The organism is Herbaspirillum sp. RTI4, assembly GCF_034313965.1.
Taxonomy (GTDB): domain Bacteria; phylum Pseudomonadota; class Gammaproteobacteria; order Burkholderiales; family Burkholderiaceae_D; genus Herbaspirillum.
Genome location: NZ_JAVIWQ010000002.1, coordinates 3588673 through 3613505 on the forward strand (window position 1 = coordinate 3588673; position 24833 = coordinate 3613505).

Here is a 24833-nt window from a genome sequence, read left to right on the forward strand (position 1 = left end):
GGGCAAGTATACCGTGTAAGCTACGACTTTGCCCCGCCTCACTAAACCGCCATGATGAACGACTGCTTCGCCCTGCTCGACGACGGCACTGCCGGCACTGCCGCAGCTACGTCGAGACTGTACACCGACTACCGCCGCCGCCTGACAGGCGACTACGCCTCCGACCTGCCGCGCCTGTTCAATGAAATGCAAAAAGCCTTGCAACAAGGTTTGCATGCGGTCGCCCTGTTGAGCTACGAACTGGGCGATCAGATGCACGACATTGCGCCACGCCCGGCTGCCGCACATCCACTGGCGGAAATTCTCTTGTTCGCACAATGCCGCCAATTGAACCCGATGGAGGTCAGCGACTGGCTTGCCTCGCATTCAGCACCTCCATCCACGACACCATCCGCCGGCATCACCCGACCGCAAGCCAGCATTGACGAAGCCGAATTTGCCGAGGCACTGGCCCGCATCCACTCGTACATTGAAGCAGGCGACACCTACCAGATCAATTTCACTTATCGCCTGCGCTTCGATGCTTACGGCGATCCGCTCACGCTCTACACCCGCCTGCGCCAGCGTCAGCCCGCCCCCTACGGCGCACTGATACTGCTGCCGGATGGACGTGCGGTGCTGTCGCACTCGCCGGAACTGTTCGCCCGTCATAGCGACGGCGATCTCACCGCACAACCGATGAAAGGTACTGCCGCCGCCAGCGACGACGAAGTCCTTAACCGGCAGCACGCCACCGCCCTCGCCACCGACGCCAAAAACCGCGCTGAAAATCTGATGATCGTCGATCTCTTGCGCAACGATCTCGGCCGTATCGCCGTTCCCGGCAGCGTCGAGGTGACCAAGCTATTTGAAGTCAATCGCTTCAGCCAGGTTTTACAAATGACCTCGACCATCCACGCCCGATTGCGCGACGATGTCGACCTGCCTCACCTCATTACCGCCTTGTATCCTTGCGGCTCCATTACCGGCGCGCCAAAACGGCGCAGCATGCAAATCATCCGCGAACTGGAAAGCACCCCGCGCGGCTTGTACACCGGTGCCATCGGCTGGTTCGACGCCGCGCCAGATGGACGCCGCGTCGGCGACTTCTGCCTCTCGGTCGCCATCCGCAGCCTGCATCTGGATGCGCCATCGGGAGGGATGCGGCGCGGCGAAATCGGCATCGGTGCCGGCATCGTGTACGACAGTGTCACCAAGGATGAATATGCCGAATGCCAATTGAAGGCCGAATTCCTGACCGGCATCGCCACTGATTTTTCGCTCTTTGAAACCATCCACGCCAGTCGCAAAAACGGCTGCCGTCACCTTGAACGGCACCTCAAGCGACTCAGCGATTCGGCTCAGCGATTCGATTTCCATTTCGACGAAGCAAAACTGCGCCTCACGCTGCAACAAGCCTGTGCCGATCTGGCCACCAGCGAGCCGTACCGGCTGCGTGTGACGCTGCAAGCGGATGGCGAAATCGATCTGCACAGCGCGTGGCTGAGCGAACTGGACGAACCGGTGCAACTGTTTATCGCGCCAGACAACACCGATGCGGCGGATGTTTTCCTGCAACACAAGACCACCGTCCGCGGGCTCTACGATGCCAGCTGGCGCGAAGCAGAACGGCGCGGCGGTTTCGATATGCTGTTTTTCAATCGCGACGGCTATCTGACTGAAGGCGGCCGCAGCAATGTCTTCATCCAGCTGGAGGGAGTCTGGTGCACGCCACCGCTAGAAGCCGGCGTGTTACCGGGCATCATGCGCAGCGTGATACTGGCCGATAGCGTCTGGCAGGCGCAAGAACGGATGCTCACGCGCGACGATCTGCAACGGGCGCAACAGGTCGTGGTCTGCAATGCCTTGCGCGGCGTGTTGCGCGCGGAAGTGGTGTGGGATTAAAAGAAATAGGACTTACGCAAAAGGCCGCTGACAATGCAAGTTGCGCGGCAAAGCGAGGCAACAACACCAGCGGCCTTTTGCGTAAGTCCCAAGAAAATCAGTTTGCCGGCAACGCATCCGCTGGCCGCTGCGCCCCGCTCACCTGCGACAAATCGCTCATGGCATCCACACTCCAGCCGCCGCCCAAGGCCTTGGCCAGTAACACGCTGGCAGTCAAACGGCGGTTAAAAATAGCGAGCGAAGAACGTTCGCTCGTCAACGCCACTGCCTGCGCCGTAATCACATTGACGTAGCTGACCGTTCCCGCCTTGTATTGATTCAGTACCAGCGCCAGCGCCTGACGCGCCGACTGCAGCGCCTGATCTTGCACTGCGGCTTCTTTCTCCAGAATACGTAATGCCGCCAGATTGTCTTCCACTTCCTGGAATGCCATCAGTACCGTCTGCTTGTAGACGGCAACACTGGCGTCATAGCTGGCAATCGCCTGAGAGGTCAGCGCACGCGTTGCGCCGCCATCAAAAATCGTTTGCGCCAGTTGCGGCCCCAACGACCAGATGCGATTCGGCAAATTGAACCAGTTGGCGAAACTGGTGCTTTGGTAGCCGCCCGACGCCGACAGCGACAGATCAGGATAGTTGGCCGCTTTGGTTACGCCGATCTGCGCATTGGCCGCCGCTGCCAGTCGCTCGGCCGAAGCGACATCGGGACGCCGTTCCAGCAGCATCGAAGGCAAGGCCACCGGCACCGGCGGCGCAGTCAGGAGCAGCGGCGCTGGCGCAATCGAAAATGAAGAGGCCGGCTGCCCGACCAGCATGGCAATCGCATGTTCCAGTTGCGCGCCCAGGACGCCGTTATCCAGTGCCGAGGCCTGAGCGGTCTGCAACTGGGTCAGCGCCTGAATCACATCCGACTTGGCGGCAACACCTGCCTGATACTGATTTTGCGTGAGGGTATAGGAACGTTGATACGCGACCACCGTGTCATCGAGCAATTTTTGCAATTGATCCTGCACCCGCAGTTGCAGATAATCCTGCGCCAGTTGCGCCTGCGCGCTCAGACGGACGGCAGCAAGGTCACCGGCGCTGGCCTGCGCACTGGCCTCATTCGATTCCACATTGCGCCGCACCCGACCCCAGACATCGGCTTCCCAGGCGGCACTGAGCGACGCGTTGTAATTATTGCCAATCGCCGGGCCATTCGCCTGCGTGTTGGTGCCGGAACGCGTGCCACCGACGCCCAGTTTGAGCGTCGGCGAATACGCCGCCTGCGCCGTTTGCACCAGTGCCAGCGCCTTTCGGAAAGTGGCTTCCGACTGCGCCAGATTCTGATTGGAAATATCGATCTGCGCGATCAGCCCATTGAGCTGCGCGTCGCCAAACATTTCCCACCAGTTGCCGCGCGTTTTCAGGTCGGCCGGTTGCGCCGGTTTCCAGTCCTGCATTTCCTTGAACGCCAGCGGCAAGGGCGGTGTTTGCGGCCGCACATAATCCGGCCCGACGCTGCAAGCGCTTAACAACAAGCTCAATCCCAGCGTCAAAGCCAACGGCATAACGGGCCGCGAGGACGAGGACGAAGGCGGTGGTAAACGCGGTATCAAACGCGGCATCAAACGCGGTGTCAAACGTGATATCGAACGTGATATCGAACGCATCGGTAATGCGCGAGGGGATATTTTTTTCATATTCAGTTTTCCGTACGCATCAGGCTGCGGGATGATTGTTAGCGGGACCGCGCCTGCGCAAGCGCTGGCACCATAGGCCGAAGCGCCCCATGTAAAGGTAGACTACCGGCGTGGTGTACAGGGTCAGCATCTGGCTGACGATCAGGCCACCGACAATGGCAATACCGAGCGGCTGACGCAATTCAGCACCAGCGCCGTAAGCAATCGCCAGCGGCACCGCGCCCAGCAAAGCCGCCATCGTCGTCATCATGATCGGCCGGAAACGCAGACGGCAAGCCTCAAAGATGGCATCGTGCGGCGTCATGCCGAGCCGACGTTCGGCATCCAGCGCAAAGTCGATCATCATGATCGCGTTTTTCTTGACGATACCGATCAGCAGGATCACGCCGATCAATGCGATCAGACTGAAATCAGTGCCGGTCAGCAACAATGCCAGCAAGGCACCGACACCGGCCGAAGGCAAGGTGGAGATGATCGTAATCGGATGCACCAGACTTTCGTACAAAATGCCCAGCACAATATAAACCGCCAGCAGCGCCGTCAGAACCAGCAGCGGCTGGCTCGACAATGAGGAACTGAAGGCATTGGCCGTACCTTCAAAACCGCCATGCACGGCGGTGGGCACACCCAGTTCCGCCATCGTTTTGTTAATTGCATCGGTCGCTTGCGACAACGAAGAATTGGGCGTCAGATTAAATGACACCGTGGAAGCTATGAACTGGCCCTGATGACTGACACTCAGCGCGGCAGTAGTCGCTTCAAATCGGCTGAATGCCGACAGCGGCACTTGCGAGGCGGCCTGTGTCGACAGGGTCAAGGCCAGCGAACTATTGGAATTGAGTTTGCCGCCGGCAGTCAGCGCTGGCGGCTGGCCCAGTACCGAAGTGGTCGGCGACAGATTGCTGCTCGTACTGGCGATGCTGACGTAAATATCTTTCAATATCTGCGGGCTTTGCCAGTACTGCGGCGCGGCTTCCATCACGGCGTGGTACTGGTTCATGCCGCTGTAGATGGTCGACACCTGACGCTGGCTGAACAGATCGCTCAGCGTGGCATCAATCAGCTGCGGCGTGACACCCATGCGCATCGCCGTATCCCTATCGATGGTGACCGTAGTTTGAAAACCATTTTCATCCTGATCGGTATTGACGTCCGCCAGTTGCGGCAACTTGGCGAACGCATTACGGATTTTCGGCTCCCACAGTCGCAGTAATTCAATATCATCGGATTGCAAGGTGTACTGGTACTGCGCATCGCTTTGACGGCCGCCGACGCGGATGTCCTGCACTGCTTGCAAGAACAGATTGGCACCCACCACATGCGACAACTTGTTACGCAAGCGCCCAATCACTTTATCGGCCGACATCTTGCGCTCGCCCAGCGGTTTCAGTGTGATGTACATGAAGCCGCCGTTACGCCGCGAACCGCCGGTGAAAGCCGTCACAAATGAGACCGCAGGATCGGCCCGAACGATGCCGATGAACTCATTGAGCTTGACGCTCATGGCCTGAAAGGAAATCGACTGATCGCCGCGAATGCCACCGACCAGGAGGCCGGTATCCTGCTGCGGAAAAAATCCCTTGGGAACAATTTTGTACAGATAAACATTGAGCGCAATGGTCGCCATCAGGATGACAATCATCAGCGGAGAAAAACGCAGCGCCCACGTCAGCGTGCGTTCGTAAAAGCGCAGCATGGCGTCGAAAACGCGCTCACTGTACAAATACCAGCGTCCGTGCCGGCGCTCTGATTCAGGACGCAACAGCAGCGCGCACATCATGGGCGTAGTGGTCAGCGACACGACCAGGGAGACCGCAATGGCGACCGACAGCGTGACCGCGAATTCACGGAACAAGCGGCCCACAATGCCCCCCATCAACAAAATAGGGATGAACACCGCCACCAGAGAAATACTCATCGACAGCACGGTGAAGCCAACTTCTTTTGCGCCAATCAACGCGGCCTGAAGCGGCGATTTTCCTTTTTCCAGATGACGTGTCACGTTTTCCAGCACCACGATAGCGTCATCCACCACGAAGCCGGTAGAGATCGTCAGCGCCATCAGCGATAGATTATCGAGGCTGTAACCGAGCAGATACATCACGCCGAAAGTACCGATCAGCGACACTGGCACTGCCACACTGGGAATCAGCGCAGCGCGGCCGTTGCGCAGGAACAGGAACACCACCATGATCACCAGCGCAATCGACATCAGCAAGGTGTATTCAGTGTCCTTGAGCGAGGTGCGGATAGTAGGAGTACGGTCCAGCGCGACTTCAATATTGATAGTGGAAGGGATCGAAGCCCGCAATTGCGGCAGCATGGCCCGAATCTGATCGACCGTATCGATGATGTTCGCACCGGGCTGGCGATTGATGATGACCAGCACCGAGGGTTTGCCATTGGACGAACCGGCATTGCGCAGATCGGCCACCGAATCCTTCACCTCCGCCACATCGCTCACGCGCACTGCTGCGCCATTGCGATACGAGACGATCAGCGGCGCATAAGTAGCGGCGGTGGAGACCTGATCGTTGGCGTAAATTTGCCAGTTGCGGTCGCCCTGCTCGACCAAACCTTTAGGCCGGTTGGCGTTAGCGGCAGCAACTGCCGTCCTGACATCTGCCGTGCCGAGGCCATATTTGGCGAGCGACGACGGATTGAGTTCAATACGCACTGCCGGTTGCGAGCTGCCACCGACACTGACCTGCCCTACCCCCTTCACCTGCGCCAGTTTCTGGCTGAGGATGCTGTCGGCAGCGTCGTAAATCTGACCCGGCGACAGCGTGTCCGACGTCAATGCCAGAATCAGAACCGGCGCATCGGCCGGGTTGACCTTGCGATAGGTCGGCGTAGACGGCATGCCTGAAGGCAGCAGATTGCGTGCGGCATTGAGCGCTGCTTGCACATCGCGCGCAGCGCCGTCGATGTCGCGACTGAGATCGAATTGCAGCGTGATGCGGGTCGAACTGAGCGAGCTGTTGGACGTCATTTCCGTCACACCGGCAATTGCTCCCAGCGAGCGTTCCAGTGGCGTGGCGACCGTCGCTGCCATCGTTTCGGGACTCGCACCGGGCATGGATGCAGAAACGGAAATGGTCGGAAAATCGACCTGCGGCAAGGGCGACACCGGCAGCAGGCGGAAACACAGCATGCCGGCCAGCGCCACGCCTATGGTCAGCAGCGTGGTGGCAATCGGCCGTTCAATGAAGGGGCGGGAAATATTCATGCGGTCAGGGCGTCAGGCGGACGGAGAATCGGAAACTGGCGCAGCGGAATCCGGCACCACGTCATGCGGCTCCTGTCTGCCGAAGCGGGCGCGCAAGCGGCGTCCCAATCGGTCGAAGGCGAGATAGATCACCGGCGTTGTGAACAGGGTCAGGATTTGCGACATGATCAGACCACCGACCATCGTGATACCGAGCGGCTGACGCAATTCAGCACCCACGCCCTGCCCCAGCATCAGCGGCAATGCGCCCAACAAGGCCGCCATGGTGGTCATCAGAATAGGCCGGAAGCGCAACAGGCAAGCCTGGAAAATCGCATCGCGCGGTGCCATGCCCTGATTACGTTCCGCGTCGAGCGCGAAGTCGATCATCATGATGGCGTTTTTCTTGACGATCCCGATCAGCAAAATAATACCGATGATGCCGATGATGCCGAGGTCATTGCCCGACAGCATCAGCGACAACAGCGCGCCGACACCCGCCGAGGGCAAGGTCGAGAGAATGGTAATCGGATGGATATAGCTTTCATACAGCACGCCCAGCACGATGTACATGGTCACGATCGCCGCCAGAATCAGCCATAGCGTGTTCGACAAGGACGCCTGAAACGCCAGCGCTGCCCCTTGAAAACTGGTGACGATACCGGCCGGCATGCCGATTTCCGCTTCCGCCGTCTTGATCGCATCGACTGCCTCGCCCAGGGAGGCATTTTTAGCCAGATTGAAGGAAATGGTCGCCGCCGGAAATTGTCCGAGGTGATTCACGGCCAGCGGCGCATTGCGCTCCGTGATCGTGGCAAGGCTGGTAAGAGGAATCTGCTTGCCGTTGGACGCCACCAGGAAAATATGCTCCAGCGCGCGCGGCCCCTGTTGAAATTCCGGCTTCACGTCCATCACCACCCGGTACTGACTCGATTGCGTGTAAATGGTGGAAATAAGCCGCTGGCCAAAGGCGTTGTACAACACATTGTCGATCGCTGCCGTGGTAATGCCCAGCCGTGAAGCGGCATCGCGGTTGATATCGATGAACACCTGCAAGCCATTATCCTGCACGTCGCTGGCGATATCGGCCAGTTCCGGCTGACGTTGCAGACGCGCGATCAGTTTCGGCACCCACAAGCTCAGATCCGCAGCATTGGCGGCTCCCAGCGTAAATTGATATTGCGTGCGACTGACGCTGTTTTCTATCGTCAAATCCTGCACCGGCTGCATGTAGAGCGTGATGCCGGCCACCTGCCGGTTCAGTTCCGGTTGCAAGCGCCGGATCACATCGGCAGCGCTGATATCGCGGCTGGCATGCGGTTTCAGGTTGATCAGCATGCGGCCGTTATTGAGGGTGGCGTTAGCGCCATCGACACCGATGAAGGAAGACAAATTTTCCACCGCCGGGTCCTTCAGTACAACGCGCGCCAGCTCCTGTTGCCGCTGCGCCATGGCGGAAAACGAAATCGACTGCCCGCCCTCTGATACGGCCTGAATGACGCCGGTATCCTGCACCGGAAAAAATCCTTTGGGAATGAACACGTACAGCAACACCGTCAGCAATAGGGTCGAAACAGCGACCGTCAAAGTCAGTACCTGCCGGTTCAACACCCATTCCAGCGCCACCGCATAACGCGCCACCACGCGATCGAAAAAAGCGGCGCTGCGACGGGCGAACCAGCCTTCTTTTTCGGGCGGAATGTGACGCAGCAGTTTGGAACACATCATCGGCGTCAGCGTCAGCGATACGACTGCCGAAATCAGAATCGCCACCGCCAGCGTGACCGCAAATTCGCGGAACAAGCGTCCCACCACGTCGCCCATGAACAGCAGTGGAATCAGTACCGCAATCAGGGAAAAAGTAAGCGAAATGATCGTGAAGCCAATCTGCGCCGCGCCTTTCAGCGCTGCTTGCAGCGGCTCCATGCCTTCTTCGATATAGCGTGAAATATTTTCGATCATGACGATGGCGTCATCGACCACGAAACCGGTGGCGATAGTCAGCGCCATGAGCGTCAGATTGTTGATCGAAAAACCGGCGACATACATGACGCCAAAAGTACCGACCAGCGACAAAGGCACTGCCACACTGGGAATGATGGTGGCAGGCACATTACGCAAGAACACAAAAATGACCATCACGACGAGCGCAATAGAGAGCAGCAATTCGAATTGGACGTCGCTGACAGAGGCGCGGATAGTCGTGGTGCGATCGGTCAGGATGCGTACATCAATGGCCCCCGGCAGACTTTCCCGCAGGCCCGGTAGAATTTTCTGGATGTCATCGACCACCTTGATGACATTCGCGCCAGGCTGACGCTGGATGTTAACAATGACCGCAGCCGTATCGTCGGCCCAGGCACCGAGACGGGCGTTTTCAGCACCGTCCACCACATCGGCCACATCGCTGAGTCTGATTGGCGCGCTGTTTTTGTAGCCGATGATGAGTCTGCGGTATTCCTCCGCCGATTTCATCTGGTCGTTGGCATCGATGGTCGAGGCTTGCGCAGGGCCGTCGAAACTGCCCTTGGCCTGATTCACGTTGGCATTGGCAATGGCGGTGCGGACGTCGTCCAGATTGAGACCCAGCGCCGCCACAGCGCGTGGATTGAGTTGCAGACGCACCGCTGGCCGCTGGCCGCCGGACAGACTGACCAGACCCACGCCGCTGACTTGCGCAATTTTTTGCGCCAGCCGGGTATCGATCAGATCTTGCACTTTGGGCAAGGGGATGGTCTTTGAAGTAACAGCCAGCGTCATGATCGGGGTATCAGCCGGATTGACCTTGCTGTAAATCGGCGGCGTCGGCAAATCGGAAGGTAGCAGGTTGGTGCCGGCATTGATGGCGGCCTGCACTTCCTGTTCGGCAATATCGAGATTGAGTTCCAGATTGAATTGCAGGGTGATGACCGAAGCGCCGCCGGAGCTGGACGAGGACATTTGCTTGAGTCCGGGCATCTGTCCGAACTGCCGCTCCAGTGGTGCCGTGACGGAAGAAGTCATCACATCCGGGCTGGCACCGGGATAGAGCGTGACGACCTGAATCGTCGGGTAATCGACTTCGGGCAGTGCGGACAAAGGCAGTTGCCGGTAGGCCACGATGCCGACCAGCAAAATGGCCAGCATCAGCAGCGATGTGGCGATAGGTCGGAGAATAAACAGCCGTGAAGGATTCATGCTGCTGCCTTCACGGACGGCTGCCAGCGCTGCCGGATGGCCGCTTGCCACGCGCAGGTTTATCGGATTTCTCGGTTAATTTGTTGGCCGGATCGTTGGCACCACCGCGCACGATGGCTTCCACTTTCGCGCCCTCGCGCAAACGGTCGACACCATCGATCACCACTGTTTCGCCACTGACGATACCGCTCTCGATGATGATCTGCTCGCCGTTCACCGGGCCGGTCTTGACCGGACGCACCGTGACCGTCTGGTCGGGCTTGACGAGATAGACGAACAGCCCCGAGGAGCCGCGCTGCACAGCGCTGCCAGGAACGACGATGGCGCTTTTACGCACATCGAGCAGCAGGCGGATATTGACGAACTGGTTGGGAAACAAGGCGTAGTCGGCATTCGGAAATTGCGCCTTCAGTTTGACGGTGCCGGTGGTGGCATCAACCTGATTGTCGATAGTCAGCAGTTGGCCGTTGTCGAGCCGGTTTTTCAAATCGCGGTCCCAGGCTTGGGCAGGCATTTGTTTGCCGCTCTGTAATTGCTTCATCACGGCCGGGATATTGTCCTCGGGAATGCTGAACACCGCGGTAATCGGTTGTTCCTGCGTAATGATGACGAGGCCGGTGGTATCGCTGGCGTGCACGATATTGCCCAGATCAACGACTCGCAGACCAAGTCGGCCACTGATCGGTGCGGTAACACGGGTGTAACTCAGGTTGAGACGCGCATTGTCCAGCAGTCCCTGATCTACCTTGACCGTACCTTCGTATTGCTTCACCAGCGCGGCCTGGGTATCGACTTGCTGACTGGCTATCGAATCTTGCGACAGCAGCATGTTGTAACGCTTGAGATCAATCTGTGCCGCGCTGAGCAGTGCGCGGTCGCGCATAAGTTGACCATCGGCCTGATCGACCAGGATACGGTAAGGCTGCGGATCGATTTCGGCCAGCAGGTCGCCGCTTTTAACCAAAGCGCCTTCCTTGAAGTGCAATTTGATCAGTGGGCCATCAACGCGACTCTTGACCGTGGCGGTGGCGGTGGCGGTAACTGCCCCCAGTCCCGACAGGTAAATATTGACATCGGAGGTGGTAGCGGCGGCAACACCGACCGGGATGACCATCGCACTTCCCTGCCATTGACGCTTGCCATTCGCGCCGCCTTCGACGGGTGCCTTGCTTCGCCCCCACAGGTAATATCCGCCCAGCACCAGCGCAAGGATCAGGATCAACAACCATAAGATCCGTCTGCGGCGCGCTTTTGCTTTGGCGATCAGGGCGAGTTGATTGTCGGTGTCAGGAGGCAAGGAGGGGAGCGTATTCATACGGATTTTTGTCGATTCAATCGGTGAAGAACGAACCGCATTCTATTGTTATTCCAGAATACTTTCTGGAGGGACTGAATTGTGGTGAGTCAGGTTATCGCTGATAAGGCAATAGCGAAAGCAAAGACGGAGGCAACTACGGATGCAACAATGGATGCAACAGTGAGGCAACAGTGCAGGTCATTTCAGGGAGGCCCTACCAGCGTATTCATGCAGTGACTGCTTTTCCCCTGCCCTGGCCCTGATTTTGCGTCAATTGTCACACTTCTTCAGGGGTATTTCTGCTTTCAGAAATTCCCTCCGCTCGCTTGGCAAAGAACGGAGGGCTGTTTTATTTATTTGCTCATACGCTCGTCGTCATGATGAGCGCCGTTTTTGCCGCCTTCATGACCACCCTCGTGACCACCTTTACGATCACCTCCGTGACCACCACGCTGCCAGAAGTGATGCTCAAAACGCGCGGTCTGCTGATCGAATACTTTTTTCTGCTGATCGTTTAGCACGGCATAGAAATCCTTGACGGTGACCAGACGTGCGCTCAGCATTTCTTCCCGGTTTTTCAGCATGTCGATCTGTTGTTGCAGTCGCTCAGGCGCAGTGGCGTCTTTTGCCAAACGTGCACGCGGTGCTGGCGGCGTATCAGGATGCATGCGTGCGTTAAAAGCATGCCAGGCAGGTTCCTGAGCGGAAGTCAGTTGCAGCTTGTCGTGAAAGGCAGCGAGGTGTTTTTCAAAGCCGGCCTTGAATTTGGCGATTTGCTCCGGTGTCGGTGCGGCACGCGGTCCGCGTCCACCATGCTCACCATGCTCACCGGGGGCCGGGACGGAAGCCGAGACCGGTGCCGGCGGCGCTGGCTGCACCGATTGCGCTTGTGCGAAAAATGTCATGGTGCCGAACGCAGTCGCCAACAAGCCTGTGGCGATTTTTTGTCGTAGCTTTAACATATTGAATCCTTTAACTGTGAAGTCATGCCGTTTGCTATTTGCAGTGCGAAGTGCACGGTTCCCATTTAACCGGAACTGTGTAACGGGGGTTTGTCGCAGAGCGCATGATTTGTATCGTTTTGTCGCTTCTGGCGCCCATTGTGTATCTGCATGTATCAGGCGCGAGGCTTGTCATATCACTATACAAATTTCGTCCTGCCGTTCCAGAGGACTGGGCATAATGCAGACTATGGATACCACCTCACACATTCTGGTCGTCGATGACGACCGCGATATCCGCACCTTGCTGGCGGAATATCTGGACGCCAACGGTTTTCGCACACTGACTGCGACGAATGGCCACGACATGCGACAGGTGCTGGCGGAATCGCGCGTCGATCTGATCGTGCTGGATCTGACCCTGCCCGGCGAAGACGGCCTGACGCTTTGTCGCAACCTGCGCGCCCAATCGTCCATCCCCGTCATCATGCTGACTGCGCGCGGCGAGCCGCTGGATCGCATTCTGGGCCTGGAAATGGGGGCCGATGATTATCTGGCTAAACCCTTCGAACCGCGCGAATTGTTTGCGCGCATCCGCAGCGTACTGCGCCGCACCCATGCGCTACCGCCGAACATGGCAGCAGAACAATTACAGACTTTGTATTTTTCTGGTTGGGCGCTGGACCTGACGGCGCGTCATTTGCTCAATCCCGAAGGCGTAGTGGTGGCGCTTTCCGGTGCAGAATTCAAGATACTGAAAGTATTTCTCGATCATCCCAATCGCGTACTCAATCGCGATCAACTGCTGGAGCTGACACAGGGACGTGAGGCCGACCCTTTCGATCGCTCCATCGACATCCAGATCAGTCGCTTGCGCCAGAAACTGGGGGACGATGCGCGTACCCCGACCATCATCAAGACCGTGCGTAATGAAGGCTATGTGTTGGCCGCCGGCGTTTCGGCGGAGCAACCCTGATGCGTCATTTTTTTGGATCGATCGCCAATCGGGTATTTTTGATTTTACTGGCAGGGATTCTGGTTGCCACGCTGGTCACCATCTGGCTGGCCAATAATGAACGCAAGGGAGTGCTGCGAGACATTCGTGTGCAGCATGCCGCTGAACGCGTTGAGCAAATTGTGCTCGCACTCGATAATCAGACGCCGCAAGTACGTCAGGCTATTTTGCAAGCGGCGCGCAATTTCGGTTTCGATGTGGAAATGGTGGCGGCCGACGATCAGCTGCGCAACGACGATAGCGATGCGCTGATCGATATCCTGAAAGGACGCTTTGGCACACAGCGTCCCGTCATCGGGCAGCGCGAAACGAGCTGCAATCGAAACAATGGCATTGATGCCAGCGGCCATCGAAGGCCGGAAACATGCCGTCTCGTTTATGTCGGGCTAGACGACGGCAAGTTATTGAAAATCAAGCTGCATATTCCCAGCGATTTGCCGCCGCCATTTGCGCAAAATGGCGGACTGCCGCTGCCCTATCCAGGCCCCTACACCATTTTGTTTCTGGTGTTGATTGCTGCACTTGCGTATGCCGTTGCGCGGATGGCAGCCAGCCCGATTCAGCGCTTATCGACGGCGGCAACGGCCTTGGGTCGCGACATTGATCAGCCACCGCTGGAAGAAACCGGCCCCACTGAAATCAAACTGGCAGCCCGCGCTTTTAATGCCATGCAGGCACGGATACGACGGCAGATTCAGCATCGCACGCATATGCTGGCGGCGATTACACATGATTTACAAACACCCCTGACGCGACTGCGTTTGCGGCTGGAAAAAGTCGGCGATGAGGAATTGCGTATCAAGTTGATTGACGATCTGGCCGTGATGCAAGGCATGGTGCGCGAAGGTCTGGATCTGGCGCGCAGCATGGATGATTCGTCGGAAAAAATGCAGCGACTGGATATCGACTCGCTGCTGGCCAGCGTGTGCGCCGACGCCAGCGACGCCGGCCATCAGGTAGAACTGCAAGGCAGCACGCGGCAGCAGATCATCGGGCAACCGAGTGCTTTGAGGCGCTGCCTGACCAATCTTCTGGACAACGCGATTAAATACGGCCAGCGGGCCGAGGTCAGTTGCATTGAAGAAAACGGACGGATTGTCATTACCCTTCACGATGCTGGTCCGGGCATCCCCGAAGATCAGCTGGATGCGGCATTCGATGCGTTTTATCGGGTGGAAACTTCCAGATCGCGCGATACCGGCGGCACAGGACTGGGACTGACGATTGCGCGCAATATTGCGGAAAATAATCTCGCGACACTGACGCTGAAAAACCACTCGGCGGGTGGGCTGGTGGCGACGCTCAGTTTGCCGATAGCGCCGCTTAAAAATTGAGGCATCTGTGGGTAAGTGCAGTCCCCAGCGCAAGGACAGGCGAAGAAGCCTAGAGGTTAAATTATTCTGCACTTAGCGCTTCATCGCACTCGCATCAGAACCACTGAGTCGGCGGCGTGAGTGGTGTGATTTCAACGTAAAAATGGCCACAGTACTGAGTATTGTGGCCATTTTTAATCTTTGCAGCCCTTAGATGCGCTGCGCACTAGCTTAAACAGTAGTTCCGATCAGCGATAGCCGGGAGGCGTGCCGTAATAGCGCGTGGACGGGCCATCGTAATCCGATGGCGGCGGTGGCGCCTGATAAGTCGGTGCTTCACGACGCACGTAACGATCGCGGCTCGGGATCTGATTGCCCTTGCTGTACATGCATTGCAGGTAGACAGAATCGAAACGGCGTTGTGTGCCGTAATTGCCGTTCGACGAGGCATTGCTGCCAGCAGCACTGCCAACCAGCAAACCACCACCAGCACCAATTGCCGCACCCGCGCCTGCCTGATGGGAGGCGGCACCGATCAACGCCCCTGCCACAGCACCGACGACAGTGCCGACGGCTGCGCTGTTGACGGTCGCATCTTGCGTTGCCTTTGCATTACCGGCAGTGGCTTGCTGCGCATAGCTTTGGCAAACCGCTTCGTCTTCACGGAATTGTTCGTATGACTTGTTTGAACCCGGCATCGCCATGACGCTCGGACCGGTTGGCGCTGACACACAGCCGCCAAGTACCAATGCGCCGGCCAGCGCCGCGAGTTTATAAATTGATTTCACGATGGGACTCTCTGTTTTCTATTGTTGTTTATCTTTAAAGAACCACTGAGGAAGTGGATTGAGCAGGTATCAACAGGGCTGCTCAGTTGCTTATCAGGAATTCTTTATGTTTATTGAGCTTATCAGTTACTTATCGCGGCGGCGCTCCGTCGTTGCCCGGCGTCGTGCTAGGCACGACCTTCATCCATCCGCGAGCGCAACTCTGAACATAGGGGTAGTAACCGTTGGATTCTTTGCAGAAATACCAGTAGTCGGGTGCTGGCTGCGCTTTCTCGACATAGACTTCCGGTGCCTGATAAACCGGCCGTTCAATAATGATAGGTTGCGGCGGGTAATAGTAAGGGGAATAAGGTCCGGGCCCCCAATACGGGCCACCGATGGTGACACCACCGTAAAATCGTGGGCCACCACCATGCCAATGCTGCGCGAATACATTGGCGCTGGCCAATGTCATGACCACGGCCAGGCCAGTGGCCAGTAATCCGGATAATGCTGTTTTTTTCATGTTGTCACCTCGGATACGCTTGCACAAAGAAGATAAGACTGCGTCGTATAAATTGCTCAATACACGCATTTCCTAATATACGCAGACCCTCTGGTACAAGCTGTCTTTGTTTCATTTGGTAACCCATTTCACTTCTTCTTTGTATGCGTAAAGAAATGTATAAAGACAAGCCCCCAGGGTGCCTCAGGTGAGACCGGGTTGCGTCATGGCTTTGGCTTGCACCCAGGTGACAAATTCCTGCTCGGTAACAAAGCCGAGCCCCACTGCTGCCTGCTTCAGGCTCAATCCTTCTTTGTGCGCATGTTTGGCAATTTGCGCGGCTTTGTCGTAACCGATGTGCGGTGCCAGCGCAGTCACCAGCATCAGTGAGCGCTCCATCAGATCGGCAATCCGTTCCTGGTTGGCACGCACACCGGAAATGCAATGATCGTTGAAACTTTGCATACCGTCGGAAAGCATGCGGGCGCTTTGCAGGAAATTGTGCATGATCAGCGGCTTGAATACATTGAGCTCGAAGTTACCCGAAGCGCCGCCGAAATTGATCGCCACATCGTTGCCGAATACCTGGCAGCACAGCATGGTCAGCGCTTCGCATTGGGTAGGGTTCACCTTGCCGGGCATGATGGAACTGCCGGGTTCGTTTTCCGGGATGCTGATTTCTCCCAGCCCTGAGCGCGGGCCGGAGGCCATCCAGCGCACATCGTTGGCGATTTTCATCAATGCAGCTGCGAGTGTTTTGAAGGCACCGTGGGCAGCCAGCATTGCTTCGTGTCCGGCGAGTGCTGCAAACTTATTGGTGGCTGTCTTGAACGGGAATGAGTAAGCGAGAGACAGTTCTGCGGCCACACGGGCGCCGAACATCGGGTGCGTATTGAGTCCGGTACCGACCGCTGTGCCGCCTGCGGCCAGTTCGCTTAACGCTGGCAAGGTAGCAATGATGGCTCTTTCTGCATGCTCCAGTTGGGCAACATAGCCTGAAAATTCCTGGCCCAGCGTCAGTGGAGTCGCGTCTTGCAGATGGGTACGTCCGATCTTGACGATATCTTTGAACTCGGTCACTTTGCCGACCAGTGTGCTGCGCAGCGCGTGCATCGCCGGCAGCAGGCGATTCGCAATGGCCAGTACGGCAGCGACATGCATGGCGGTCGGAAATATATCGTTGGACGACTGGCCGCGATTGACATCGTCGTTCGGATGCACCAGCCGCGCTTCTCCGCGCATGCCGCCCAGCAACTCGGATGCCCGATTGGCCAGTACTTCATTCATGTTCATGTTGCTCTGCGTACCGGAACCGGTCTGCCAGATGGACAAAGGAAATTCGTTAGGATGACGGCCTTCGATGACTTCGTCGGCGGCGGCGATAATCGCGGCGGCTTTGCGCGGCTCCAGTCCACCCAGTTCGATATTGACACGCGCACAGCAGCGCTTGGTGGCGGCCAGTGCGACGATCAGCTCGGGTGGCATACGTTCCGAAGATATATGGAAAAACTGTAGCGAGCGCTGCGTTTGCGCGCCCCACAAGCGCTCAGCCGGCACATCAATGGTGCCAAAGCTGTCGCGTTCAGTTCTGCTGGTGGGGTCGTTGCCGGCTTGCGGCGCACGCTGGTCGTGGTCTGCGCTCATGCGATCCTTAGTAAAAAGAATTGTAGCTGCTGTTGCTGCTCGCCATAGGTAAGCAGCAAATATCGCGACTAGGTTTTGCTCGCGCCGGGCTCGGGCAAGAGGCAAGCATCGACTACTTGCAAATCATTATCCCGCGCGAAGTTGACAACGAAGTGGTAGGCCAGCGGTTCAAGTTCGCGTAGTGCGTGGTTGACGACCACAGAGCGCACGCCATTGATCATGGTCGGCACGACATAAGGAGAATATTTGAGGTGGGCATTGCGTCCACCTGCACCGGTAGGACGAAAGCAGGACATGACGCCGCAGAGGCGCTCAGCCCAGTCGCTGGGACGGAATTGTTTGCCATCCTGAGTCAGACCCAGGATAAAGAATTCTTGTGCAGGAGGCTTAGAAGTGTCAGCAGGATCCGACATGCATGCATTCCTCCTCTATAGCTTGTCACATAAATTGACCGACCAGCCAGACTGCAGCGGAGGGCACTGAATACCTGAGTATTATATCTTATATAAGACCCAGGAAATAGCCTTGACTCAGATGATGACTGAAATCGGGCCGCCAGATCGGGCGGGGACTTAACCCAGCCAGACCGCTACCGACAGCAAAAGCAGCATGGACATCCACAATAGCAGAGCGCGCCAGACCAGTCCGACAATACTTTGCAGCGTCCGCGGTGATGGGGTATCACCGGGCAAACCGTCGGATTCTTCGTCGAGGGAATCGACGGTCGCGGCATCGGCCGGCAAAGCCATATCCGACGCGGCCTGTTGCGGAGTGCCGAAACGGGTGCCGATTGCACCGCCGCCAGCCGACAAAATAATCCCCGCAGTTTCATCCTGCCAGCGATCAGCGAAATTGCGCCAGACATACACCGCATCCTCGAAGTTGCCGACCACGGCGAACGCAGCCGCCGTCATACGGGCAGGAACCCAGTCGATCCAGTAAAACGCGCGCGCAGCGAAGCGCCCGAACTGCTCGTTTTTCATATGCTCCGGCTCACTCCAAGCGCGCGACAGATATTCAGCAACCCGGTATAAAACGGCCCCGGCAGGCCCTATCGGGATGAGGAACCAGAAAAATACGCCGAAAACATTTCTATGCGTCGTGATCAATGCTTTTTCTGCCGCCAGCCGGGAAATTTCACTGACATCCAGCGCGGAGGTGTCCTGCTTCAACCAATCGGCTAAAAGTGCGCGGGCAGCGATTTCATCTCCGTTATTCAATGCTAGCTGTATCGAAGTGAAGTAGTGGCTGTAATGCCGGAATCCCAATGTCAGATAGACGATCACGACGTTCCAGATCAATGCCAGGACGGGGCTGATATGCATGAGGACCCAATAGATCAGGGCAGTTGGCAATATCAGCAGCAGAATGGTCACGATCCAGGCCAGTCGGCCATGCCGGGCCTGTCCGGCGTTGAAAGAGGATTCGATACGCGCTGCCAGCATCTTGATGGAGGCGTAAATGGGGTTATCTGCCCTCAGGGGCTTTAATTGTTCGATCAGAAGTGCGAAGAGGATGGAAAGAAAAGTCATCAGGCTACCTTAAAATGCACTCGACAGACGCTACGATAACGCAGCGCAGTCACGGAATCAAACGAATAGTCACTGCCCGACCGTCCCTCCGATTTGCGCGGAACCGGGACGCCGGTCAAAATTCAGGCTCGTAAAAAGTGAAACAGGTTGCGCAACATACCTGCCGTTGCGCCCCATATGAAAAATCGCTGATACGGCATGGTGTAAAAGGTGCGGCTGCCGAATTCGCTCTCCAGCACAATCGTGCGGCGCTCATGATTCATGCCATTCATGAGAAAAGCGAAAGGCACCTCGAAAATTTCGGCTACTTCGCCCGGATTCGGGGTCAATGACAGAGGCGGTTGAACCAGCGCCGCCACAGGTGTTACCCGGTAACCGGTCCCCGTAAAATATTCCGGCAGGCTGCCGATCACTTCTATTTGGCTGCGCGGCAAACCTATTTCTTCTTCTGTTTCGCGCAACGCCGTGTCGATAACGCTGCGATCATCGGCTTCCACGCGGCCGCCAGGGAAACTGACCTGACCGCCATGATTTCTCAAATCTGCTGTGCGCTGTGTAAAAAGCAGGGTCGGCCCATCGCTGCGCAAGACAATCGGAATCAGTACCGCTGCCGGAGAGGGCGTTCTGCCGGCTTGTCTGGCGCGTTGTTCATCACTGCCTTCAGGAAACCATTCGGGCGGATTGGCAAATCTCTCTCGCAACCAGGCCGACGACAAACGCTCCGCCATCAAAGGCGCCTCACCTGCGATGGACTCAACAGGGACGAGCAAGGGATCGAAAGACAATCTGGACAACGCTATATCCTCAGGAAACTCGACAAACTGCACCAACCTATCCGCTGCACCACTATATCGTTGCCTGCCACACATATCAGGAAACGAAAAAGGGCGTCCTGAGACGCCCTTTTGATGCTCGCTGACCTACCGCTATTACGCGGCTGTCTTTGCAGCATTGCTGCGACGGTTAGGCAGCTTTTCCTTGATACGTGCCGATTTACCGGAACGCTCACGCAGATAATACAGTTTCGCACGACGGACATCACCGCGACGCTTGACTTCAATCGAAGCGATCAGTGGCGAGTACAGTTGGAATGTACGCTCTACGCCTTCACCGGACGAAATCTTACGAACGATGAAGTTGGAATTCAAACCACGATTGCGACGCGAAATGACGACGCCTTCGTAAGCCTGGGCGCGCTTGCGCGTACCTTCGACTACGTTGACATTGACAATGACGGTATCGCCAGGGCCGAACACAGGGATGTTTTTGGCAAGGCGAACGATCTCTTCTTGCTCAAGTTGCTGGATCAAATCCATTATTAACTCCTAAGACCATCTTGCTGGCACGTTTGAAGACACATTGGTGTTTTCGTCCAGTAGAGGATGGGGTTTCACATGTTGAACGAGGCGGTTTGACGCCTTCGTCCGTCTATATTGCATTTTTGCTTGTTTGATGCTGCCACAAGCAGAATTACTGCCACTACGCTTACAACTGCACTTGCAACTACGATTACAAAGACTGAGACAACAATTCTTTGAGCAATTTTTCATCCGACTTGCTCAGCAGCCCTGCAGCGCGGGCGCTGACAATCAGGTCGGGCCGCTTTTGCAGCGTTGCCTCCAGTGCCTGCCGCCGTCGCCACTGCACGATATCGGCATGATTGCCGCCGAGCAGTACTGCGGGGACTTTCACGCCTTCATATTCTTCCGGCCGCGTGTAGTGCGGGCAATCCAGCAAACCATTAACGAAGCTGTCTTCGACTGCCGAAGCATCATCATGCAGTGCTTGCGGCAATTGCCGGATAACCGCATCCAGCAAGGCCATTGCCGGCAGTTCGCCACCGGACAAAACAAAATCGCCAAGACTGATTTCTTCATCGACGCAACGATCCAGCAAACGCTGATCGACTGCTTCGTAACGCCCACACAGCACGACCAAACCCGGCTCGGCGCTGAGCGCCATGACTTTACTGTGGGTGAGCGGCGCGCCTTGCGGCGACATGTAAATCACTCGTGGCGCTGGCAAACCACGTTGCGTCTGCCTGCCTTTGGCTGCGTTGATCGCGGCCTCAAGGGGTTTGACCAACATGACCATGCCTGGACCGCCCCCATAAGGGCGATCATCGACCGTACGATGACGATCAGCAGTGAAATCGCGCGGATTCCATACATTCAATTCGCATATTTGCTGCTCAAATGCCCGGCGAGTAATCCCCGACTGCGTGATAGCGACAAACATTTCAGGGAAAAGCGTGACGACATCAAATTGCATCCCGCCTCTTCTCCCTCTTTCGTTCGAATACATGGAATGCGTAAGATTTACCGCTGGCGACGTCCGACCTGAAAATTACTGCCTCGATCAATAATCGAGGCCCCACTCCACCACAATCGTCTTGGTGTCCTGGTCGACGCTTTTGATAAAGCGATCAACAAAGGGAATCAGTATTTCAGGTTCGCGCACCGCTTGTTTTTTTGTCTCGACCGGAATGGATTCCGGCTCCGAAGAGATCTTCCCGACAATACGCAATATAGGATGTGCGCCATTGTCCATCAGATCCATGACTTGCCCCAGGGCTACGCCCTCCAGGTTGACGACGTTCAGACCGACCAAGTCAACCCAGTAAAATTCATTGTCGGACAAGACGGGGAAATGACTGCGGGCGATTTTTACCGCTGCGCCTTTGAGCGCTTCGGCAGCATCGCGACCAGTCACACCCATCAGGCTGGCGACAACATCGCCACCGTGAGTCTTGACCTGCATAACATCCACATCATGCATGTCCGGCTTGTCCAGCCACCAGGTTTTGGTTTGCAGCAAGGCATCGGCATCGGCAGAATACGGTTTAATCCGCACCCATCCCTGCACGCCGTAGGCGCCGCTCACATAGCCGACGATTTGTAAATCGTCAGGAATTTTCACGACTGCCAACATTGCTTACTCACTGACACCTGATGCCAAACCCGGACACAGAAGCGGTCAATTTTCAGACTGCTGCTGCTTTTTTGCCGGCATCGGCAACCAGACGGGCAACCGTAGGCGACAATTGCGCGCCAACTTCTTGCCAGTGTGTCAGGCGATCCTGAGCGATACGGAAGCTTTCTTCCTTACCGGATGCCACTGGATTGTAAAATCCAAGGCGTTCAATAAAGCGACCATCGCGGCGGTTGCGCGAATCAGTAGCGACAATATTGAAAAACGGGCGCTTTTTTGCGCCTCCACGTGCTAAACGAATAACGACCATAATGGTTCCAAAAAGTGTTCGAAGACGGAAAAAGCCGCAAAGTATAGCCCGGATACGGCCTCGGCCGCAACTCCCGCAGTTCAGTTGTTGTTCATCTATTCACCAGCCACCGGCAAATTTATTGCTGCCAGGCATGCAAAAGCCGGAAAAGGGGTGACGAATTTCCCCCTTTTTTCTGCGTGACACCCAAACCAGCGGCAAGCTGCTGCAAACAATTAAAGCCCGACCGCTACCAGGTACCGCTCTATACTACAGCGCTCACCGCTGCACCCACGCCAAGGCGGCTGCGTCCACCCTGCCAACATGACAAAACACCGTTAGTGCATTTTCTTTAGAGGTACTGTTGCATGCTTGCTACACACAAGAACAAAACCCTGACCACCTTCCTTGCATCGCTGCTCGGGGGCGTCGGAGCCCACCGTTTTTATCTGCATGGATTCAAAGACGCTTTCGGATGGCTCCACGTCGCGCTGGCGGCGCTGTCCCTGTTGCTTCTGACCGCCCTGCCTGAGCAGCAACCCATGTTCATGAGCATGCCCCTCGCATTGTCCGTGTTGAGCGGTTTCCTGGAGGCGCTGGTACTGGGACTAACGCCTGACGACAAATGGGATGCCCGCTACAACGCCAACACCGGCAAGCACAGCGAGTCTCACTGGATACTTGCATTAATTCTGGTGCTAACCGTAGGTGTCGGGGCGTTTGCATTGATCGCAACGATTGCCCGCTGCTTCGATCTGTTTTTTACCGGCGGCGCTTTCGGCTAAACGACCACGACTGCGGCAGCACCTTCACATGAAGGACGCCGCCGCAGCGGGCATCAGAACTGTTGCTCGCTGAGTGCGAGTACCGAACCACTGCCCTCGACAATCGCGGCACACAAGGCTTGCGCCTGCGGCAAAAAGTGATCTGCATAAAAACGCGCAGTCACCATTTTTGCTTCATAGAACGGCAGATCGCCATTGCCCTCTTGCAATTTCTTCTCGGCAATCAGCGCCGCCCGTCCCATTTGCCAGCCGCCGAGCACAATCCCCGCCAGCTTCAAATACGGCACACTGCCTGCATACACGCCCTTAGCATCACTCTTGACGTTCGCATTGATATAGTCCAGCACCTGCTCCAGCGCTTGCGCGGCATCACCCAGCCGCACCGCGATGAGCGGCAAATCGCCACTCTTGCGCGTCGCCAATTCGGCTTGCGTATGGCGCATCTGCGCGATCAGCGTGCGAGCCGTAGCACCGCCGTCACGGGCAGTCTTGCGTCCCACCAGATCATTGGCCTGAATGGCCGTTGTACCTTCATAGATCGTCAGAATGCGTGCATCACGATAATACTGAGCCACACCTGTTTCTTCGATGAAACCACAACCGCCATGGACCTGCACCGCCGTCGATGCAACATCGATAGACAGCTCAGTCGACCAGCCCTTCACAATCGGTACCAGATACTCATACAGCGCCTGACTGGCCTTGCGCTCCTCAGCATCCGTATGATGATGCGCCACATCAAACGCCCCGGCCGCCACGTAAGCCAGCGCACGCGCCGCCTCAATCTGGGCCCGCATGCTCATCAGCATGCGACGTACATCAGGATGATGGATGATGCTCACCGCCTCAGGAGAGCCGTCCAGATCCCGCGACTGCACACGCGAGCGGGCATATTCAACCGCCTGCTGATAAGCCCTCTGCGCCACGCCGATACCCTGCATGCCGACAGCAAAACGCGCGGCATTCATCATGATGAACATGTATTCCAGGCCGCGATTTTCGGCCCCGACCAGCATGCCGGTCGCACCGCCGTGGTCGCCAAACTGCAATACCGCCGTGGGACTGGCTTTAATCCCTAGCTTATGTTCGATCGACACGCACTGAACGTCATTGCGCGCACCCAAAGTACCGTCCTGATTGACCAGGAACTTGGGCACGATGAACAGGGAAATCCCCTTCACGCCCAAGGGCGCATCCGGCGTACGGGCCAGCACCAGATGGACGATGTTATCGGCCATGTCGTGTTCGCCGAAAGTAATGTAAATCTTGGTACCGAACAGTTTGTAACTGCCATCGTCCTGCGGCACTGCCCGTGTGCGCACCGCGGCCAGATCGGAACCGGCCTGCGGCTCGGTCAGATTCATCGTCCCGGTCCATTTCCCGGAGATGAGGTTGGCCAGATAGACCGCTTTTTGCTCCTCACTCCCCGCAGTCAGCAAAGCCTCGATAGTGCCGTCGGTCAGCAAAGGACAAAGAGCAAAGGAAAGATTGGCTGCATTCAACATCTCTATGCAAGGCGTCGCCACCAGCTTGGGCAAGCCCTGTCCGCCATATTCCTCAGGATGCTGCACACCCTGCCAACCCGCCTCACCGAACTGCTTGAAAGCCTCTTTGAAGCCCTTGCTGGTAGTAACCTCACCATCGCGCCAGTAGCTGGGCTGCTGGTCGCCGGAACGATTGAGCGGCGCGACCACTTCCGAACAAAATTTCGACTTTTCTTCCAGAATCGCCTCGACTGTTTCCAAGGTCGCATCAGCGCACCCAGGCAAACCAGTGATCAGTGGCAATCCGGCCAGTTCGTTCACCACGAACAGCATGTCTTTTAATGGCGCGATATAACTCATGTGTCTCTCCAGATAATATT

The 24833-nt window shown here is 56.7% G+C and carries 20 protein-coding genes; 4 read left to right on the forward strand and 16 right to left on the reverse strand.

Annotation, left to right across the window (positions count from 1 at the left end; all coding sequences use genetic code 11):
* Positions 1 to 51 precede the first annotated feature (51 nt).
* On the forward strand, positions 52 to 1884 hold the full coding sequence (gene pabB, locus RGU70_RS16005; protein WP_322210379.1) for an aminodeoxychorismate synthase component I: 1833 nt from the start codon (positions 52 to 54) through the stop codon (positions 1882 to 1884).
* 97 nt (positions 1885 to 1981) lie between these two features.
* Here pabB and RGU70_RS16010 read toward each other — a convergent pair whose 3' ends face one another.
* The 5 genes from RGU70_RS16010 to RGU70_RS16030 form a co-directional block, all read right to left on the reverse strand.
* A complete protein-coding gene (locus RGU70_RS16010) occupies positions 1982 to 3433 on the reverse strand; it encodes an efflux transporter outer membrane subunit (protein ID WP_322210380.1) in 1452 nt (483 codons plus the stop codon).
* 151 nt (positions 3434 to 3584) lie between these two features.
* Positions 3585 to 6794, reverse strand: a complete 3210-nt coding sequence (locus RGU70_RS16015; protein ID WP_322210381.1) for an efflux RND transporter permease subunit — start codon at positions 6792 to 6794, stop codon at positions 3585 to 3587.
* Positions 6795 to 6806: 12 nt separating this feature from the next.
* Positions 6807 to 9950: an MdtB/MuxB family multidrug efflux RND transporter permease subunit gene (locus tag RGU70_RS16020; protein ID WP_322210382.1), complete on the reverse strand. Its 3144-nt coding sequence runs from the start codon at positions 9948 to 9950 to the stop codon at positions 6807 to 6809.
* Positions 9951 to 9960: 10 nt separating this feature from the next.
* Positions 9961 to 11265: an MdtA/MuxA family multidrug efflux RND transporter periplasmic adaptor subunit gene (locus RGU70_RS16025; RefSeq protein ID WP_322210383.1), complete on the reverse strand. Its 1305-nt coding sequence runs from the start codon at positions 11263 to 11265 to the stop codon at positions 9961 to 9963.
* 335 nt (positions 11266 to 11600) lie between these two features.
* On the reverse strand, positions 11601 to 12209 hold the full coding sequence (locus RGU70_RS16030; protein WP_322210384.1) for a Spy/CpxP family protein refolding chaperone: 609 nt from the start codon (positions 12207 to 12209) through the stop codon (positions 11601 to 11603).
* Positions 12210 to 12438: 229 nt separating this feature from the next.
* Here RGU70_RS16030 and RGU70_RS16035 point away from each other — a divergent pair, with 229 nt between their 5' ends.
* Together RGU70_RS16035 and RGU70_RS16040 are read left to right on the forward strand one after the other, a co-directional pair.
* On the forward strand, positions 12439 to 13164 hold the full coding sequence (locus RGU70_RS16035; protein WP_322210832.1) for a response regulator: 726 nt from the start codon (positions 12439 to 12441) through the stop codon (positions 13162 to 13164).
* Positions 13164 to 14537 (forward strand): ATP-binding protein, encoded by a 1374-nt coding sequence (locus tag RGU70_RS16040; protein ID WP_322210385.1) that lies wholly within the window; start codon positions 13164 to 13166, stop codon positions 14535 to 14537. Before RGU70_RS16035 ends, RGU70_RS16040 begins: the two co-directional genes overlap by 1 nt.
* 227 nt (positions 14538 to 14764) lie before the next feature.
* Here RGU70_RS16040 and RGU70_RS16045 read toward each other — a convergent pair whose 3' ends face one another.
* From RGU70_RS16045 to rpsP, 10 genes are all read right to left on the reverse strand, one after another.
* Positions 14765 to 15304 (reverse strand): glycine zipper family protein, encoded by a 540-nt coding sequence (locus tag RGU70_RS16045; protein WP_322210386.1) that lies wholly within the window; start codon positions 15302 to 15304, stop codon positions 14765 to 14767.
* A 130-nt stretch (positions 15305 to 15434) separates the two neighbouring features.
* A complete protein-coding gene (locus RGU70_RS16050; protein ID WP_322210387.1) occupies positions 15435 to 15809 on the reverse strand; it encodes a hypothetical protein in 375 nt (124 codons plus the stop codon).
* A 183-nt stretch (positions 15810 to 15992) separates the two neighbouring features.
* Positions 15993 to 17432 carry a class II fumarate hydratase gene (gene fumC, locus RGU70_RS16055; protein ID WP_322210388.1) on the reverse strand — a complete coding sequence of 480 codons (1440 nt, stop codon included), beginning with the start codon at positions 17430 to 17432 and terminating at the stop codon, positions 15993 to 15995.
* 68 nt (positions 17433 to 17500) lie between these two features.
* Positions 17501 to 17845, reverse strand: coding sequence for a DUF3579 domain-containing protein (locus RGU70_RS16060; RefSeq protein WP_322210389.1), 345 nt, complete (start codon positions 17843 to 17845; stop codon positions 17501 to 17503).
* A 159-nt stretch (positions 17846 to 18004) separates the two neighbouring features.
* Positions 18005 to 18964: a CobD/CbiB family protein gene (locus RGU70_RS16065; protein WP_322210390.1), complete on the reverse strand. Its 960-nt coding sequence runs from the start codon at positions 18962 to 18964 to the stop codon at positions 18005 to 18007.
* Positions 18965 to 19086: 122 nt separating this feature from the next.
* Complete coding sequence (locus tag RGU70_RS16070; protein WP_322210391.1) at positions 19087 to 19758, reverse strand: CoA pyrophosphatase; 672 nt, start codon at positions 19756 to 19758, stop codon at positions 19087 to 19089.
* A gap of 135 nt (positions 19759 to 19893) precedes the next feature.
* Positions 19894 to 20280, reverse strand: a complete 387-nt coding sequence (gene rplS / locus RGU70_RS16075; RefSeq protein WP_322210392.1) for a 50S ribosomal protein L19 — start codon at positions 20278 to 20280, stop codon at positions 19894 to 19896.
* 193 nt (positions 20281 to 20473) lie between these two features.
* Positions 20474 to 21235 (reverse strand): tRNA (guanosine(37)-N1)-methyltransferase TrmD, encoded by a 762-nt coding sequence (trmD, locus tag RGU70_RS16080; RefSeq protein WP_322210393.1) that lies wholly within the window; start codon positions 21233 to 21235, stop codon positions 20474 to 20476.
* An 87-nt stretch (positions 21236 to 21322) separates the two neighbouring features.
* A complete protein-coding gene (gene rimM, locus RGU70_RS16085; protein WP_322210394.1) occupies positions 21323 to 21895 on the reverse strand; it encodes a ribosome maturation factor RimM in 573 nt (190 codons plus the stop codon).
* A 52-nt stretch (positions 21896 to 21947) separates the two neighbouring features.
* The gene (gene rpsP / locus RGU70_RS16090; RefSeq protein ID WP_322210395.1) at positions 21948 to 22205 is read right to left on the reverse strand and encodes a 30S ribosomal protein S16; all 258 of its coding nucleotides are present in this window, start codon (positions 22203 to 22205) and stop codon (positions 21948 to 21950) included.
* Between the two features lie 347 nt (positions 22206 to 22552).
* Between rpsP and RGU70_RS16095 the strand changes: the two genes are divergently transcribed.
* A complete protein-coding gene (locus RGU70_RS16095; protein WP_322210396.1) occupies positions 22553 to 22969 on the forward strand; it encodes an NINE protein in 417 nt (138 codons plus the stop codon).
* Between the two features lie 53 nt (positions 22970 to 23022).
* Here RGU70_RS16095 and RGU70_RS16100 read toward each other — a convergent pair whose 3' ends face one another.
* Positions 23023 to 24813, reverse strand: a complete 1791-nt coding sequence (locus tag RGU70_RS16100; RefSeq protein ID WP_322210397.1) for an acyl-CoA dehydrogenase — start codon at positions 24811 to 24813, stop codon at positions 23023 to 23025.
* Positions 24814 to 24833: the final 20 nt, after the last annotated feature.

Excerpts from the sequence above, each read along its gene's own strand:
- pabB (WP_322210379.1), top strand. The coding sequence starts at position 52 with ATGATGAACGACTGCTTCGCCCTGCTCGACGACGGCACTGCCGGCACT.
- RGU70_RS16010 (WP_322210380.1), bottom strand. The coding sequence starts at position 3,433 with ATGCCGTTGGCTTTGACGCTGGGATTGAGCTTGTTGTTAAGCGCTTGC.
- RGU70_RS16015 (WP_322210381.1), bottom strand. The coding sequence starts at position 6,794 with ATGAATATTTCCCGCCCCTTCATTGAACGGCCGATTGCCACCACGCTG.
- RGU70_RS16020 (WP_322210382.1), bottom strand. The coding sequence starts at position 9,950 with ATGAATCCTTCACGGCTGTTTATTCTCCGACCTATCGCCACATCGCTG.
- RGU70_RS16025 (WP_322210383.1), bottom strand. The coding sequence starts at position 11,265 with ATGAATACGCTCCCCTCCTTGCCTCCTGACACCGACAATCAACTCGCC.
- RGU70_RS16030 (WP_322210384.1), bottom strand. The coding sequence starts at position 12,209 with ATGTTAAAGCTACGACAAAAAATCGCCACAGGCTTGTTGGCGACTGCG.
- RGU70_RS16035 (WP_322210832.1), top strand. The coding sequence starts at position 12,439 with ATGGATACCACCTCACACATTCTGGTCGTCGATGACGACCGCGATATC.
- RGU70_RS16040 (WP_322210385.1), top strand. The coding sequence starts at position 13,164 with ATGCGTCATTTTTTTGGATCGATCGCCAATCGGGTATTTTTGATTTTA.
- RGU70_RS16050 (WP_322210387.1), bottom strand. The coding sequence starts at position 15,809 with ATGAAAAAAACAGCATTATCCGGATTACTGGCCACTGGCCTGGCCGTG.
- fumC (WP_322210388.1), bottom strand. The coding sequence starts at position 17,432 with ATGAGCGCAGACCACGACCAGCGTGCGCCGCAAGCCGGCAACGACCCC.
- RGU70_RS16060 (WP_322210389.1), bottom strand. The coding sequence starts at position 17,845 with ATGTCGGATCCTGCTGACACTTCTAAGCCTCCTGCACAAGAATTCTTT.
- RGU70_RS16065 (WP_322210390.1), bottom strand. The coding sequence starts at position 18,964 with ATGACTTTTCTTTCCATCCTCTTCGCACTTCTGATCGAACAATTAAAG.
- rplS (WP_322210392.1), bottom strand. The coding sequence starts at position 20,280 with ATGGATTTGATCCAGCAACTTGAGCAAGAAGAGATCGTTCGCCTTGCC.
- trmD (WP_322210393.1), bottom strand. The coding sequence starts at position 21,235 with ATGCAATTTGATGTCGTCACGCTTTTCCCTGAAATGTTTGTCGCTATC.
- rimM (WP_322210394.1), bottom strand. The coding sequence starts at position 21,895 with ATGTTGGCAGTCGTGAAAATTCCTGACGATTTACAAATCGTCGGCTAT.
- rpsP (WP_322210395.1), bottom strand. The coding sequence starts at position 22,205 with ATGGTCGTTATTCGTTTAGCACGTGGAGGCGCAAAAAAGCGCCCGTTT.
- RGU70_RS16095 (WP_322210396.1), top strand. The coding sequence starts at position 22,553 with ATGCTTGCTACACACAAGAACAAAACCCTGACCACCTTCCTTGCATCG.
- RGU70_RS16100 (WP_322210397.1), bottom strand. The coding sequence starts at position 24,813 with ATGAGTTATATCGCGCCATTAAAAGACATGCTGTTCGTGGTGAACGAA.